Origin of the sequence: Clostridium tunisiense TJ (genome assembly GCF_000300195.1) — a bacterium.
GTDB classification, from domain to species: domain Bacteria; phylum Bacillota; class Clostridia; order Clostridiales; family Clostridiaceae; genus Clostridium_J; species Clostridium_J tunisiense.
The window spans coordinates 45,852-60,923 of the sequence record NZ_AMQH01000013.1 but is presented as its reverse complement, the minus strand read 5'-3'; the positions used below and the strand labels follow the sequence as shown (position 1 = coordinate 60,923).

The window sequence follows — 15,072 nt, the reverse complement described above, 5'->3', positions numbered from 1 at the left end:
ATAAGAATTCCAGAAAGGAAGAAAAATAGTTTGTAAGCATGGCTATTCAATGCTACAAACTCAATTAAAATTCCAGAGAGTAGTATGAATATTGGCCAATATTTAAGTATTTTAAAGTATACATTGGCATCATATTGATATAGAAAGTATAGGGTGCCTATTATTAAACAAGTAAGTCCTATATATATTTGTTTGCTTTTCATCAATTCCTTCTCCTAATAAGTACTTTATAATTAATTATATTTATAAAATTTCCATATATAACTAATGTAGTATCAATGAATTTGTTCTATAATTGGATATTTAAAATCATTTAGAATCAATGTAGAACAATTTATTATCCTATGCTATAATGTACAGGAATTATAGGACTAGATTGCTAATACGGGGGAGTATTATATGGATAAAAATTTGCTAGATAAAAAGACTTTTATTAAAACCTTGCTTTCTTTAGCACTTCCAATCACTATTCAAAATTTAATTTCGTCATCTTTAAATATGGTGGATACAGTGATGATAGGTAGTTTAGGAGAAGTTGAAATTGCAGCGGTGGGGCTCGCTAATCAGTTTTTCTTCTTATACTCCTTAATTACTTTTGGAATAAATAGTGGTTGTGCAATTTTCATTTCTCAATTTTTCGGGAAAAAGGATTATAAAAATATTAGAAGAGTGCTAGGTCTGTGTATCTTAGTAGGAGGAGCTACAGGATTATTATTTACAGTAGCTGCACTGGTATTTCCACAAGCTATAATGAAGTTTTTTAGTACAGACTCCAGGGTTATTTCTATTGGAGGAAGCTATCTTTCTATAATTGCTTTTAGCTATATACTAACTAGTATAAGTTTTGCTTTTTCCTTTGCTTGCAGAAGTACTGGAGAGCCTAAAATTCCCATGGTTACAAGTGCTACTGCATTAGGATGCAATACAATTTTAAACTATTTACTAATTTACGGTAAGTTTGGATTTCCCCAATTAGGGGTTGAAGGGGCTGCTATTGCTACATTAATTTCAAGAATAGTAGAGCTCACTTTAATAGTTAGCATAATTTATAAACGAAATGGAATACTCGCAGCCAAACTTAAGGAACTAATTGATTTAAATAAGGAGTTTGTTCTCAGTATAGTAAAGACTATCTATCCAGTTATATTAAATGAATTTTTTTGGGCCCTAGGCATGACAATGTATTCTGTAGCTTATGCAAAAATAAATACAGAAGCTGTTGCATCAGTGCAAATTTCAGGAACAGTTCAAAATATTTTTATGGTAGCAGCTTTTGGATTGGCTAATGCTTGTGCAATAATGATTGGTAGAGAAATTGGTGCAAAAAGAGAAGAAAATGCTATGATCCTTGGAAAAAGATTTATTAAGATATCTTTATCAGTAGGATTAGTTCTTGGATTAATGGTGTTCTTTGGTAGTGGTGTTATTTTATCATTTTTTAATGTTAAACCAGAAGTTATTAAAGATACTAGTGTGATTTTGAAATTATTTGCAATGATTATACCAGTGAAGATGTTAACGGCTTTATTTATAGTAGGAATTCTGCGAAGCGGAGGAGATACTAAGTTTTCATTAATCTTAGAAATAGGAAGTGTATGGGGAATCGGTGTCCCTTTAGCATTTTTAGGTGCTGTACTTCTAAAACTTCCAGTTTATCTTGTGGTTGGGATGGTTTATATTGAGGAAGTAGTGAAGTTAATTATTGCATTTCCAAGATTTAAATCTAAAAGATGGATTAGAAATTTAGTTCAAAACTTGTAGCAATAAGTGATTAAATGTTTTTTAGGCATTTAGTCACTTTAAATTTTATATAAGTAAAATTTAAATTTAAAGCAATATGGAAATAGTTACGTAAAATATATGATATTGCATACTTAAAGAAAACGTGGGACAATATTTACATAACTTATTATATTTTTTTTGGAGGGAGATAATTTGGATAAAAGCAGCAAAAGAATAAAGCTAACTAAAAAAATGAAAAAGAAATTACGACTATTTTACATGAAAGTTTTAGCATGTAGCTTAACTCTTTTGGCAATAGGGGTAGTTGTTGATTCAATTAATAATAATTCAACTGAGGGATCTACGTCTAAAACCACGGCAAATGTTAATGTTAGTATCAACTCTAAGGAATTGTTAAAACATGAAGATATTTTTCCTCATGTAGCAAAAATTAATAAATTCCTAAGTATAAACAAAATATCTGATGAGAATATTGAAGAAATGATAGCAAAAATTAATGATTATCTTGGAGATGATATTAATAAGGTATCGATTAGCTATTATGATATAAATACAGGAAAAAACTTTAATATAAACGAAAAAGTAGAATTAAAAGCCGCAAGCACGGTGAAAGTTCCTGTTTCTATGATGTTATATGATGCTATTAATAATGGGGAAATAACTGAACAAAGTACAATGTTATACAGAAATGGAGACTATGAAGCGAGTTTTGGTGGCATTGGTTATGAAGATTTAAGTAAACCCAAAACCTTTGAACATATTAACGAGTGCATGATAATTTACTCTGATAATGTTGCTGTAAATATGCTTTTAAGATATTTTGGAAATAATAGAAGATATGATTACATAGAAGCAATAGTAGGGCATGAAGTTAACAGAAAAGGGAATATTTCTACTGCAGAAGATACAATGAAAATATTAAAACACTTATACTTTAATCCAAACAATAATCCTCACTATGGAAAAATAATAGAACTTATGAAAAAAACCTCCTTTCATGATAGGTTAGATAAGTTAATACCACAAGAAAATGTTGCTCATAAAATAGGGGATTATCAAGATAATACAGGAAATTACGTTCATGATGTGGGAATAATATATGGGAAAAAACCTTATATTTTAGTTGTTATGACAAAGAATTTAGGTAACACTTATGATAGAATAGCACAAATATCAAAAATAGTTTATGATGAACAAGTAGAATAAATTGCAAAAAGGAGAGCTTATAAAACAAGCTCTCCTTTTTGGTAAATTACAATCAAATTCAATTTTATTCAGTGAGTATAGAATTGAATTTTACTTTCACTCACCAGGGCGGAAGTTTTTTACATACTGTTTTAAACAGCAATGTCTATGTCAACTATATTCATCAAATCATTGTGATTAAGCGTTTCTTTTTCCAAAAGTTCTGTAGCAATGACCTCTAGTGTATTCATATTTTCTATAAGTGTTACTTTTACCGTATTATATAATTCATCAACTGTAACTTTGCATTCTTCAATTACACTACTAATATCGCTATTATTTATGAAGTTATTCATTTCTGACAATCTTAAAAGTCCTAAAGATTTACCCATACCATATTCTGTAACCATATTATTCACCATATTTGTTGTGTGTTTCAAATCACTAAAAGCTCCAGTAGTAATTTTATCTTTACCAAATACTATTTCTTCAGCTGCACGGCCACCTAATAATACCATTATTCTTCTTCTAAGATAATCTAGATTCTGATATGAACTATCCTTAGGTAAACTTAAAGTATATCCTCCTGCTCCTTTTGAAGTAGGAATAATAGTAACCTTCGAAACCTTTTCCTCAGGTAATTTCAATAAAGATATTAATGCATGTCCAGCTTCGTGATAAGCAGTTATCCTTCTATCTACTTCGCTCATTGAACTTCTCTCGATTTTTTCATAACCTGCTAATACAATTGAGTAAGCCTTATCAAAATATTCATGTGTTATATATTGAGAGTTATCTTTACAAGCAAGTATTGCAGCTTCATTTGTTAAACTTTCAAGTTTAGCACCGGAGAAATAAGCTGTCTTATGAGCTAAATCTTTTAGATCTACATTTTTAATTGGTTTATTTTTCAAGTGAAGATTTAAAATCTTTTCCCTTGCAGCTATATCGGGCAATGCTACTTCGATATGCCTATCAAATCGACCAGGTCTTAATAATGCAGAATCTAGCATATCTAGTCTATTAGTAGCAGCCATAACAACTATTCCAGTGCTTTCACTAAACCCAGACATTTCAGTTAATAGAGCATTCAAGGTTTGATCTCTTTCATCATTACCACCATTTTTACCGCTATCTCTTTGTTTTCCAATAGCATCAATTTCATCTATAAATATTACAGCTTTACCATGAGTCTTAGCTTTCTTAAATAGGTTTCTAATTCTGCTAGCTCCAACCCCTACATAAACCTGAATGAAATCAGAGCCAGATACAGCATAAAAAGGAACCCCAGCTTCCCCTGCAACGGCTTTTGCAAGAAGGGTTTTTCCAGTTCCAGGATCTCCATAAAGAATAACCCCCTTAGGCATCCTAGCACCATATGAGGCATACTTTTCTGGATTTTTTAGAAAATCAACTATATCTTTAAGACTTTCTTTTGCCTCTTCGTTGCCGGCAACAGAGTGAAAATTAAACTTTTCTTTAGCAATACTTTGACCATCCAAAGCTTCAATAGAAGTAATTTTGCTTCCACTGATAGATGAATTTCTAATTGCCAGAATAATTAAAGATAGTAAGGATAACCCTAAAATTGTAACTGGGATTCTTTGAGCCATAGGCATAGCAGCAGATGTTTTCACTTCTATACCTTTGCTTAATAGATCTTCTTTTAAAGTTATACTGTTAGGATTATCAGTAATATAATTAGTTCCATCCTTTAAAAGTACATTTATTTTTGAAGATGCATTAATTTCAACAGTAGAAACTACAGAACTTGAAGTATCCTTTAGAAATTCAGGATAAGACTTGTAGTTCATAGTATTCGTTTTGTGATTAGTAGCTAATAATGCTACTAGAGAAAGTAGTGCAGCAAATATAGGTATAAGAATGTATTTATTTTTAATTTTATTCATGAATACAAATCCCCCTCATAATATATATTTGAAATTAAGCTGTTACTTAAATTATAAGCAAGTATTAAGTATATTTATTATTATATAGAAATTTTAAATAAAGTCTAATTTATTTCATATAATTTGGATATGTAAGTTATGGCATTAATGACAAAGAAATAAAAATTATTTAACAACGTAAAAAACCCCCATTTATATATAGTAGGGGTTTGGATTTTCTATTATTATTTAGTTATTACTAAGAAGTTTTTAATAGATTCTAAAGTTCGTTTTTTATTACCTGGCCATTGATCATTACAAATTTCACCTTGTTTCTTAAATCAAAGGGATGCCCATTATAAATAACTATATCTGCGTTTTTTCCGGGTTCAATTGAACCAACTTTATTATCAATACTTAGAGCTTTAGCGGCATTAATTGTAATTGATCTTAATGCTTCCTCTTCATCCATACCTTCTCTAGCTGCAAGAGCAGCACATATTGGTAAATACTGTAGAGGAATTACTGGGTGATCAGTCATAATTGCTACTTTCAAGCCTGCTTTATTTAAAAGTGATGGAGTTTCAAAGGTTAAATTTTGAAGTTCGATTTTACTCCTATCAGATAAAGTAGGTCCTACTATTATTGCTTTCAGATTTTCTTCCTTTAAGTAATCTGCAATTAAATGTCCTTCAGTGCAATGCTCAAGAGAAATTTCAACATTAAATTCCTTAGAGATTCTTACTGCTGTTAAAATATCATCTGCTCTGTGAGCATGAGCCTTAAGTGGGATTTCTCTTCTAATTACTTTAGCTAAAGCTTCTAATTTCATATCATATTCAGGCGCTTTTTCCTTGTTTTCTAAAGCTTTTTCTTGCTTTTCTACATAGTTTTTAGCCTTAATTAAATGTTCCCTAAGAATTGCTGCCGTAGCCATTCTTGTAGAAGGAGATTTTTTTTGAGAGTTGTATACTCTTTTAGGATTTTCTCCAAAAGCTACCTTCATTGCTGTACAGGGATCAATAATCATATCATCAATTCTTCTGCCATGAGTCTTCATAGTAACGAAGGTTCCACCAATAACATTAGCACTTCCAGGACCGGTAGCAACCGTTGTAATACCAGCTTCTAAAGCTTCCCTAAAGCACTTATCTACAGGGTTAATAGCATCAATTGCTCTTAGATGTGGTGTTACTGGATCCACTGCTTCATTTCCATCAGAGCCTTCAAAGCCCATAGCATTTTCCCACATACCTACGTGACAATGAGCATCAATCATTCCAGGCATTAAAAATCCACCATGAGCATCAATTACCTGAGCAGTTTTAGGAGCCTCAAAATTACTTCCAACAGAAATAATCTTCCCGTCTTCAATAAGAACCATTCCATTTTGGAAATTTTCATTAGCCATAGTATGAATAGTAGCATTTTTAATTATTAACATATCCCTAGTCCCCCTAAATTTAATATAGTTATAATATCTAATTACTATAAATATATTAAAAATCCTTTTTAAAATACAAAAATTCTTTATTATCTTTGTTAAATTTATCAGTATATAACATTAGAACTTAAGTAATATGATAATACTTAAGCTCTACATTATATACTATAAGGTTCAATAAAAACTAATACACTTTACTTTTGTGCCAAGTTTGAAAAATAACCCTTAGGAATTAATCCTTTTTTAATGCCCATAGTTACAATTAAATATGTAGCAGTAGTATCAAACCTTGCATCGTGGTAGTCACCTATACCATCAAATAATTCATTGCACTTGTTTAAGATATCTTCTTTAGAAATTCCCAAGAAGGTAATTACTTCTTCTAAGCGAGGGTTCTTAATTCCACCCTTACCATTTGTTAGTCTGCATTTATCTTTATAATAATTCATGGTACAGAAGTTATGCCTAGTATTTAGCTGAATATCACAAAACTCTAATTCGTGGTTTATGAATTTTAAATCAAAATTAACATTATGGCCAATAATAATGTCTGCCTCAAGAAAATCTTGTATAAAGCCTTCTAGTTGATCTTCAAAGTACAATCCATTACTTAGTTCATAAAGTTTTTCTAAAGAAAATCCATGGATATCTTCAGCACTTGCACTCATATCCTCTACAGCAAAAAAAAAGTTTTTTCCTATAGTTGTTTGAGGCTTAGTATTATTATCAACCAATATATATGATAACTGGCATATATTGCCTGGTCTTATATCTGTAGTTTCTGTATCAAAAAATAAAAGTTTCACTATAAAACCTCCTTTAATTATAAATTTATTAAACCATAAATATGAAAATAAATCTATTGTAATTTTACTAGTAAAAGAAAAACAAGAAATTATAGAAGTAAATTCAGGTAGCCAATTTCTTAAGATTAGTTTGAGATGTTCATAAAGCAATTAAGGCATAGATATAAGAATTTGTATACTTTAATCTAAATTATTAGGGATTGTTAAAATATAAACTTGTTTACAAGTTATTTATAATTCATATACAATTCAGGAAATATATGATACAATTGATTAATAATTTTTTCAGGGTTTGATACATAAGAGTAGGGAGGAATTTAAATGTACAGTGATTTATTATACGTAATTAAGAAAGAAAACCATAAGGAAGGGGAGTTATTACAAATATTAAAGGAACATAAGGAAATTAAGTTTGTTTCATTAATAGGTATAGATTTTTTAGGTAATGATACAGATGAGAAAATTCCTATTGAAAATTTTATAGAAAATATTGAAACATTTTTGTATGGCATTTCAGTTCAAACAGATGGATCATCAGTAAATCTTCCAGAAATAGCTTCCTTAAATAACGCAAAAGTTGATATGAAAGTTGATTTAGAATGCGATTGGTTCGTAGATTATAACTTTGAAAATATTGATCATAAAACAAACAAGCCTGTGGGCACTCTAAGAGTACCTTGTCATCTTTACCATGATAATATAGCTGTTGACTCCAGAAATATATTAAAAAATTCAGTGGACTTCTTTAATAAGGAGTTATTAAAATTGCTTGAAGAAAATCCAGAATTTTTAAATAAGATGAATTTATCCTACGAGGACATTGATAAAGTTTTCATAACTGCAGCTACAGAGCTTGAGTTTTGGGTTAGAACTCCAAATGACTTTGCAGAACTAGAGGAGTTATCTACATCGGAAGTTTTAAAGGAGCAATATTGGAAAAGAACTAAAGGCGTTGTTAGAACAGCCTTGGAGCAAGCTTTAACAATGCTAGAAAACTATGGCTTAGAGCCCGAAATGGGACATAAAGAAGTTGGAGGGGTAAAAGCTAAACTTACGGAAGGTGGTTCTTTTAATCATATAATGGAGCAACTTGAAATTGATTGGAAGTATTCTTCTGCTATACAAGCTTGCGATAATGAACTCCTAGCAAGAGAAGTAATAAAAGAGATTTTTAGAAGAAATGGACTGGATGTAACATTTCAAGCAAAACCTGTAGATGAAGTAGCAGGCAATGGAAAGCATCTCCATGTGGGTGTGAATCTAAAGCTAAAAAGTGGTAAAGTAATAAATTTAGTTCATAGTACGGAAAATGATTATATGAGTGAAATAGGTTATGGTGCACTAATGGGGATTCTTAAGAATTATGAGGTTATAAACCCCTTTGTTTCTTCTACCAATGGAGCCTTTAGAAGATTAAGACCAGGATTTGAGGCACCTGTATGTATTGTTACTTCCCTTGGACATAGTAAAACGCAACCTTCAAGAAATAGAACTATTTTAATAGGACTTATTAGGGACTTAGAGAATCCTATGGCAACTAGATTTGAACTTCGTTCCCCTAATCCTCATACTAATATATATTTAGCTTTATCAGCAATTAATCTTGCAATGATACAAGGAATCAAGTATGCATTGAAAAACAAGAAAACTTGTGAAGAATTATTACAAGAGTTATCAAAAAATCCAAATGCAGAGAGTGAATATTTAGAGTATTCAAGAAGCTATAGAAGTGAAGAAGATGTATTTGAACATTATTCTGAAGAGGAAAGAGAAAGTTATTTTGGTAAAGCTCCAAAAACAGTTTTCGAAAACTTATTAGGTTTTAATGATGATAAAAAGGTAGAAACACTTACAGAAGGGAGCATCTTTACAGATAAAATAATAAATAGCTATAAAATTGCTATTTTAACAAGATGGGTAACTGAGATAGAGCATAGGTTAATTGTAAATTATATGAATGAAATAAGAAGTACAAAAAGAGGGGACAGTGATGACCTTACAGAGTATGACTTAGAAAAATGGACGAAAATTAGTAAAATTAAAGAAAAAATAATGAAAGATAGTTATACTAGGAAGAGCTTATTTACTGAAATAAGGGAAGCAATCTCTAGTAATAATTATGAAAAATTATCAGAATTGCAAATTGAATTAGATTGTGAAATGAAAAAGTTAAGAAAGCTTTATGCAGATTATCGTAGGAATCTAATGGATATGTAAATCAATTGAAGCGAATAAGCTATATTATAGGATCGCATTGAAATTTTATTGGTAAATGTGGCATGGAATCCTATTCATGAGTAGAATAGAAATAAAAAGATTACTATTTTAAAGTTTAAAGTAGTAATCTTTTTATTGTGTACTCAGGCATTTAACATGCACTATTTCTATGAATTTTATAGGGGTTCTATTATAGTTAAAGAATCATTGTACAGTGCCATGTTAGATCACATATAAAAATTATTTGTAGTATTGTTAGATACCCAGGTTAAGGATAGAAGTAAGAATAACTAAACATATATGATTATGGGGAGAATTTCCATATAGCTATTAATTTCTTCCTCAATTAAATTGTCAATATTCAATTTATCTATTAATTGTTCGCTGAAAATCGAGGATAATTTATCATTGATAAAATCAAAACAACTTTCAGTGCCTATTGGAGCAGTTTTGTTATTCTTTAAACTTCGCTCAATGGAACTTACTTTACCCACCACAGTTATATTAGTGTGATAATTACAATCTAAGTCCATTAGGGAATATTTATTTTGAATGGGTATAATCCCTCTAATATCCGAATTAAATAGAGGTTCAGTTACATACTTGGTACATTTTGATTCTTTAACATTTTGAAGAGTACTTTTAAACCAATTGAGTAGAGCTTTATAATTAATCTTTGATTTTAAAGAGTTATCTAAATTGCATTCATCTAAAATGCTTTCTATTTCTAAAATATCAATAACATGTTGAATTTTTTTTAGCTGAGAATTCATCTTCATTTTACATTTAATCTCCACAATATCGCCATCCTGAACATAGTGTAAATCATTCTTAGTAACAATTTTTTTTAAAAACATATTTTTATCCATTATGTCTCTTAATCTAATATAGGTGGTAATTGTGGACTTCTCAATTTCTTGGATGGTTCTTCTAGTATAGCCTTGTAACAATTGTACAGATGCAGTACCTTGAAGAATTTTTCCGCAAGTTAATTCACATAATGGTACATTTGAGTTAATTATCACTTCTTGTTTATTGGTTATTTTTTCTACTTCGATAAATCTTTCAATGGCTATTTTAAACAGACTAAGTAGAATTTCGTCGTTAATATATAAGGGAACAAAAAAATCATTCATAGGTGCCTCCTATTATGTTCAGTATATAATAAATATATTAGACTCATGGGAGCTTTAGAATTTATTGGTGACATATTGATACCAGATAGTGCCTTATATGACAAAACTTATTTGCAATGGTATAATAATTGGTGTATTTTTAGGGAGGGATTAGATTGGAAATTATTATTGCACTGTGCTTAGGGAGCTTTATAGGTTATATAGTAAAACTTAATGAAAATCAAAAAAAAATCAATGGAAAGCTTCAACAATTAGGTGTTATATTTTTACTGTTTTCAATGGGAGCATCAATAGGAGCTAATGATAATATAATAAGTGACTTACCAGTTATAGGTGTTAAAGCATTTACTTTTGCTACTTTAACTATTTTGGGTAGCATTGCTTTAGTTTATTTCCTTAGTTCTAAGTTTTTGAAAGGTAATGTAGTTTCAGATAAAAATGAGGAAAACACTATAGCAAAAGGTAAGTTTGATAAAGAAGTAGAGGAGGGGAAATAGTATGACTTTAATAATTTTAGGGGCAATAGTCCTTGGTATTGGTTGTGGATATTTTATTTTTCCTTCAAGTATTATATCCAGTCTTGATATGATAGCTAGTTTTTCTCTTTATGCATTGATTTTTTGTGTAGGGATAGATATAGGATCTAACAAAACTATTTTAAAGGACCTTAAAGCTATGGGAGTTAAAGTATTACTAGTTCCTTTTGGTGGAATATTGGGAAGCCTCATAGGGGGATTCGTTGCTGGTTTGTTATTTAATATGGCTATAAATGAAAGTTTATCTGTGGCATCAGGCTTTGGATGGTATAGTTTATCTGGAGTAATGTTAAAGGAATTAGGAGGAGAAGCTTTAGGTGCAATAGCCTTTTTAACCAATGTATTCAGAGAAATATTTGCTGTAATTTTAATACCTATATTAGCTAAGAGGTTAAATACCTATTCAGCTATAGCACCAGCTGGAGCGACATCTATGGATACAACGCTTCCTTTAGTTTCTAAAGCAACAAACCCTGAGGTAGCTGTTATTTCATTTATTAATGGTGTTATTATGAGTTCTCTTGTCCCTGTTTTAGTACCATTTTTTTATAATATTAAATAGAAAAGTTTTCAAAAGGACATTTGTCGAAGAAATTTTATTTACAATTGTTCAGAATATTTATATAATTAATTTGAGCTCTTTACTGCAAGAAAATCTTTCGGTTGAGATTTAGAAAATAATAATACCTGATTGTGGAGAATTTCTTAGCAAAAAGGTGGTGAAAAATTGTATCAATAGATGTTTTTAGCCAACACTTTTTTGTGTTGGTTTATTTTTTTGTAAATGGTGGGAAGATTATGGAAAAGAGAATTGCTGTAGTTGGCATAATTATTGAAGATATTGAAAAAGCTACTGAAGTTAATAGCATACTCCATGAATTTAATGCAATAATAGTTGGTAGAATTGGAATTCCTTACAGAGATAGAGGGGTTAGCGTGATATCTGTTATTGTAGATGGATTAATGGATGAAATATCGGCTATGACAGGTAAAATTGGAAAGCTAAGGGGGGTATCTGTTAAGTCGGCCATAACTAAGGGATAGACAAATTGTGAAACAAAAATTTCCTAAAAATTCAAGGTAAAAGGGGATAATTAAATGAATAAATATAATGCAGAAGATTTCATAAACAATGATGAGATAAAGAAAATTATAGATGAAAGCTTAGAACTTAGCAAAGATAAAAGATTTGTTTTAGACATATTAAATAAGGCAAAAAATGCTAAAGGACTATCTCATAAGGAAGCAGCAATTTTATTATCAGTGAGTGATAGTGAAATTATTGAAGAAATGTTTAGAATTGCACGAGAAGTAAAGGAAAAAATTTATGGAAAGCGCATAGTTATGTTTGCTCCTTTATATGTAAGTAATTACTGTGTTAATAATTGTGTCTATTGTGGTTATAAGCACTGTAATGATAGTTTGAAGAGAAGAAAATTAAGTATGGAAGAATTAAAAGAGGAAGTTAGAGTATTAGAAAGCTTAGGACATAAAAGAATAGCTTTAGAAGTAGGAGAGGACCAAGTGAATACTCCTCTAGAATATGTACTAGATTGTATTAAAGCAATTTATTCCTTGAAGTTTGATAATGGCTCCATAAGAAGAATTAATGTAAATATAGCTGCAACAACTGTAGAAGAATATAAAAAGCTGAAGGAAGCAGAAATTGGAACATACATTCTTTTTCAGGAAACTTATCATAAAGAAACTTATGAAAGAATGCATCCAAGTGGTCCAAAGCATAACTATAATTTTCATACAACAGCAATGCATAGAGCGAGAGAAGCTGGTATTGATGATGTTGGAATAGGAGTTTTATATGGACTTTATGATTATAAATTTGAAACTATTGCAATGCTAATGCATGCAGAAGATTTAGAAAAACGCACAGGAGTTGGGCCACATACTATTTCCGTACCAAGGCTTAGAGAAGCTGAGAATGTGAGCTTAAAAGACTATCCATACTTAGTTGGAGATGAGGATTTTAAGAGAATTGTTGCTGTACTTAGACTAGCAGTTCCATATGCTGGAATGATCTTGTCAACAAGAGAAGAGCCTAGACTCAGAGATGAAATTATTAATATTGGTATTTCTCAAATTAGTACAGGTTCATGTACTGGTGTAGGAGGATATGCAGAGAGTCAAAGAGACTTAGAAGAAAAGCCACAGTTCGAGGTAGCAGATCATCGTTCTCCAATTGAAATGATAGAAAGTCTAATGAAAAGTGGCTATATTCCTAGCTATTGCACTGCCTGTTACAGAGAAGGTAGAACTGGAGATAGATTTATGGCTTTAGCAAAAAGTGGGCAGATAAATAATGTTTGCCAGTGCAATGCCTTATTAACATTAAAAGAGTTTATGCTAGATTATGGAACTGAAGAAACTAGAAAACTAGGGGAAGTACTAATTAAAGAATCACTTCTAGACATACCTAATATAAAAAGAAAAGAAGATGCTGAAGAGAAGCTAAAAAGAATTGAAAAAGGGGAAAGAGACTTAAGATTTTAGCTTATCTTAAAAAGGACAGTTTATAAATTTCAATTTTTAACAATTTAGGATAAACTAAAACTAGAACTAAAAACATCATAATAAAACTTTATTTAGTTTTAATTTAGGGATAAGGTATCTGAAATAAATAACAAGTCAAAGATGTGAAAGATATTTTGAGTTCACAAGCAAGCTTGTATAGACAAGGAAACAGGTTCCTTAGATAGTAGAGCTATCTAAGGGTTCTGTGGACGCAGTATAACACAAAATAGACAAAGATACTGACTTATTTGTGTTTTGAAGATGCCTAAAGAAGAATTAAATATAATTAAATATATAGGAGAGATACCATGATAGAAACACCAAGAGCCAATCGATTGCATATAGGAATCTATGGTAAGCGAAATGCAGGGAAATCAAGTATAATTAATTTTATAACTAATCAAGATATAGCACTTGTATCTAATATAAAAGGAACCACTACAGACCCTGTGTATAAGTCCATGGAACTTTTACCTATTGGGCCAGTAGTATTTATTGATACTGCAGGAATTGATGATATTGGAGAAATGGGAGCTTTAAGGATTCAAAGAACTAAGGAAATAATAAATAAAACAGATTTAGCCATTCTTGTAATTTCATTAGAAGAATTTTCTCAGGATTATAAGGGTTTTGACTTAGAGTTAGAATGGTGTAAGTCATTGAAAAGCAAATCTATTCCAATAGTTGGAGTTCTAAATAAAATTGATTTAACTGAAAGCAAAGAAGATATTATAGAAAAACTAAGCATGTTAGAGGAAATGTTTCAAATACAATTTGTAAGCATCAGTGCAGAAGCAAAGTTAAATTTAGATGCTTTAAAGTCTTCTATCATTAAGCTCACCCCAGAAAATTTCCATTCTTCTAATTTAGTAGGAGATATAATAAAACCTGGCTCTAAAGTTTTATTAGTTGCACCTCAGGATATACAAGCGCCTAAGGGAAGATTAATACTTCCTCAAGTTCAAGTACTTAGGGATTTACTAGATAACAAGGCTATTCCAGTTACTGTTACATTAGATAACTTAGATATGGCATTGGAACTACTAAACTATAAGCCAGACTTAGTAATTACCGACTCACAGGTTTTCAAGATTGTACATTCCAAGATAAATGAAGAGACTCCTCTAACTTCTTTTTCTATTATAATGGCTAGATCAAAAGGGGACTTAGCTGAATTTGTAAGAGGAGCAAAAACCATAAGAAGTCTAAAGGCGGGAGATAAGATTTTAATTGCAGAGGCTTGCACTCATCATCAGTTAAAAGGGGATATAGCTAGAGAAAAGTTGCCGACTTTGCTTAAGTCTATTGAGGGAAATATTATAGTTGATAACTACTCTGGTAAAGATTTCCCCGAAAATTTAGACCAATATAAAATAGTAATTCAATGTGGTTCTTGCATGTTTAATAGAGCAGAAGTAATGTCACGTATAGAGAGCTGTAAAGAAAAAGGCATTCCAATAACAAACTTTGGTGTTGCAATTGCTGAGATAAATGGAATTTTAGACAGGGTAATCAAGCCATTTCATATTTAAAATGTATTAACAGTTTTTGATATTAAGAAAATGGGCTATCTCAAAACTCAGCTTT

At 30.5% G+C, this 15,072-nt stretch carries 12 protein-coding genes; 8 read left to right on the top strand and 4 right to left on the bottom strand.

The features are described from left to right. Window positions 1-399 precede the first annotated feature (399 nt). Both C661_RS0114905 and C661_RS22065 read left to right on the top strand, forming a co-directional pair. Window positions 400-1,761 carry an MATE family efflux transporter gene (locus C661_RS0114905; RefSeq protein WP_017416144.1) on the top strand — a complete coding sequence of 454 codons (1,362 nt, stop codon included), beginning with the start codon at window positions 400-402 and terminating at the stop codon, window positions 1,759-1,761. A 174-nt stretch (window positions 1,762-1,935) separates the two neighbouring features. Next, window positions 1,936-2,949 carry a serine hydrolase gene (locus C661_RS22065; protein WP_017416143.1) on the top strand — a complete coding sequence of 338 codons (1,014 nt, stop codon included), beginning with the start codon at window positions 1,936-1,938 and terminating at the stop codon, window positions 2,947-2,949. 131 nt (window positions 2,950-3,080) lie between these two features. Here C661_RS22065 and C661_RS0114895 read toward each other — a convergent pair whose 3' ends face one another. From C661_RS0114895 to C661_RS0114885, 3 genes are all read right to left on the bottom strand, one after another. Beyond that, a complete protein-coding gene (locus C661_RS0114895) occupies window positions 3,081-4,838 on the bottom strand; it encodes an ATP-dependent metallopeptidase FtsH/Yme1/Tma family protein (protein WP_017416142.1) in 1,758 nt (585 codons plus the stop codon). A gap of 259 nt (window positions 4,839-5,097) precedes the next feature. Continuing rightward, the gene (locus tag C661_RS0114890; protein WP_017416141.1) at window positions 5,098-6,261 is read right to left on the bottom strand and encodes an amidohydrolase; all 1,164 of its coding nucleotides are present in this window, start codon (window positions 6,259-6,261) and stop codon (window positions 5,098-5,100) included. 194 nt (window positions 6,262-6,455) lie between these two features. Then, the gene (locus tag C661_RS0114885; RefSeq protein ID WP_017416140.1) at window positions 6,456-7,067 is read right to left on the bottom strand and encodes a 3'-5' exonuclease; all 612 of its coding nucleotides are present in this window, start codon (window positions 7,065-7,067) and stop codon (window positions 6,456-6,458) included. Between the two features lie 321 nt (window positions 7,068-7,388). Between C661_RS0114885 and C661_RS0114880 the strand changes: the two genes are divergently transcribed. Next, window positions 7,389-9,284, top strand: coding sequence for a type I glutamate--ammonia ligase (locus tag C661_RS0114880; RefSeq protein WP_017416139.1), 1,896 nt, complete (start codon window positions 7,389-7,391; stop codon window positions 9,282-9,284). A gap of 290 nt (window positions 9,285-9,574) precedes the next feature. Here C661_RS0114880 and C661_RS0114875 read toward each other — a convergent pair whose 3' ends face one another. Beyond that, window positions 9,575-10,420 carry a hypothetical protein gene (locus tag C661_RS0114875; protein ID WP_017416138.1) on the bottom strand — a complete coding sequence of 282 codons (846 nt, stop codon included), beginning with the start codon at window positions 10,418-10,420 and terminating at the stop codon, window positions 9,575-9,577. A 155-nt stretch (window positions 10,421-10,575) separates the two neighbouring features. Between C661_RS0114875 and C661_RS0114870 the strand changes: the two genes are divergently transcribed. From C661_RS0114870 to hydF, 5 genes are all read left to right on the top strand, one after another. Then, complete coding sequence (locus C661_RS0114870) at window positions 10,576-10,917, top strand: LysO family transporter (RefSeq protein WP_017416137.1); 342 nt, start codon at window positions 10,576-10,578, stop codon at window positions 10,915-10,917. A 1-nt stretch (window position 10,918) separates the two neighbouring features. Then, entirely contained in the window at window positions 10,919-11,518 is a 600-nt protein-coding gene (locus C661_RS0114865) for a LysO family transporter (protein ID WP_017416136.1), read from the top strand. 236 nt (window positions 11,519-11,754) lie between these two features. Next, window positions 11,755-12,000 (top strand): TM1266 family iron-only hydrogenase system putative regulator, encoded by a 246-nt coding sequence (locus tag C661_RS0114860; RefSeq protein ID WP_017416135.1) that lies wholly within the window; start codon window positions 11,755-11,757, stop codon window positions 11,998-12,000. 54 nt (window positions 12,001-12,054) lie between these two features. Continuing rightward, window positions 12,055-13,464 (top strand): [FeFe] hydrogenase H-cluster radical SAM maturase HydG, encoded by a 1,410-nt coding sequence (gene hydG / locus C661_RS0114855; protein WP_017416134.1) that lies wholly within the window; start codon window positions 12,055-12,057, stop codon window positions 13,462-13,464. A 329-nt stretch (window positions 13,465-13,793) separates the two neighbouring features. Next, a complete protein-coding gene (hydF, locus tag C661_RS0114850) occupies window positions 13,794-15,017 on the top strand; it encodes a [FeFe] hydrogenase H-cluster maturation GTPase HydF (RefSeq protein WP_017416133.1) in 1,224 nt (407 codons plus the stop codon). Window positions 15,018-15,072: the final 55 nt, after the last annotated feature.

Excerpts from the sequence above, each read along its gene's own strand:
- C661_RS0114905 (WP_017416144.1), top strand. The coding sequence starts at position 400 with ATGGATAAAAATTTGCTAGATAAAAAGACTTTTATTAAAACCTTGCTT.
- C661_RS0114895 (WP_017416142.1), bottom strand. The coding sequence starts at position 4,838 with ATGAATAAAATTAAAAATAAATACATTCTTATACCTATATTTGCTGCA.
- C661_RS0114890 (WP_017416141.1), bottom strand. The coding sequence starts at position 6,261 with ATGTTAATAATTAAAAATGCTACTATTCATACTATGGCTAATGAAAAT.
- C661_RS0114880 (WP_017416139.1), top strand. The coding sequence starts at position 7,389 with ATGTACAGTGATTTATTATACGTAATTAAGAAAGAAAACCATAAGGAA.
- C661_RS0114875 (WP_017416138.1), bottom strand. The coding sequence starts at position 10,420 with ATGAATGATTTTTTTGTTCCCTTATATATTAACGACGAAATTCTACTT.
- C661_RS0114865 (WP_017416136.1), top strand. The coding sequence starts at position 10,919 with ATGACTTTAATAATTTTAGGGGCAATAGTCCTTGGTATTGGTTGTGGA.
- C661_RS0114860 (WP_017416135.1), top strand. The coding sequence starts at position 11,755 with ATGGAAAAGAGAATTGCTGTAGTTGGCATAATTATTGAAGATATTGAA.
- hydG (WP_017416134.1), top strand. The coding sequence starts at position 12,055 with ATGAATAAATATAATGCAGAAGATTTCATAAACAATGATGAGATAAAG.
- hydF (WP_017416133.1), top strand. The coding sequence starts at position 13,794 with ATGATAGAAACACCAAGAGCCAATCGATTGCATATAGGAATCTATGGT.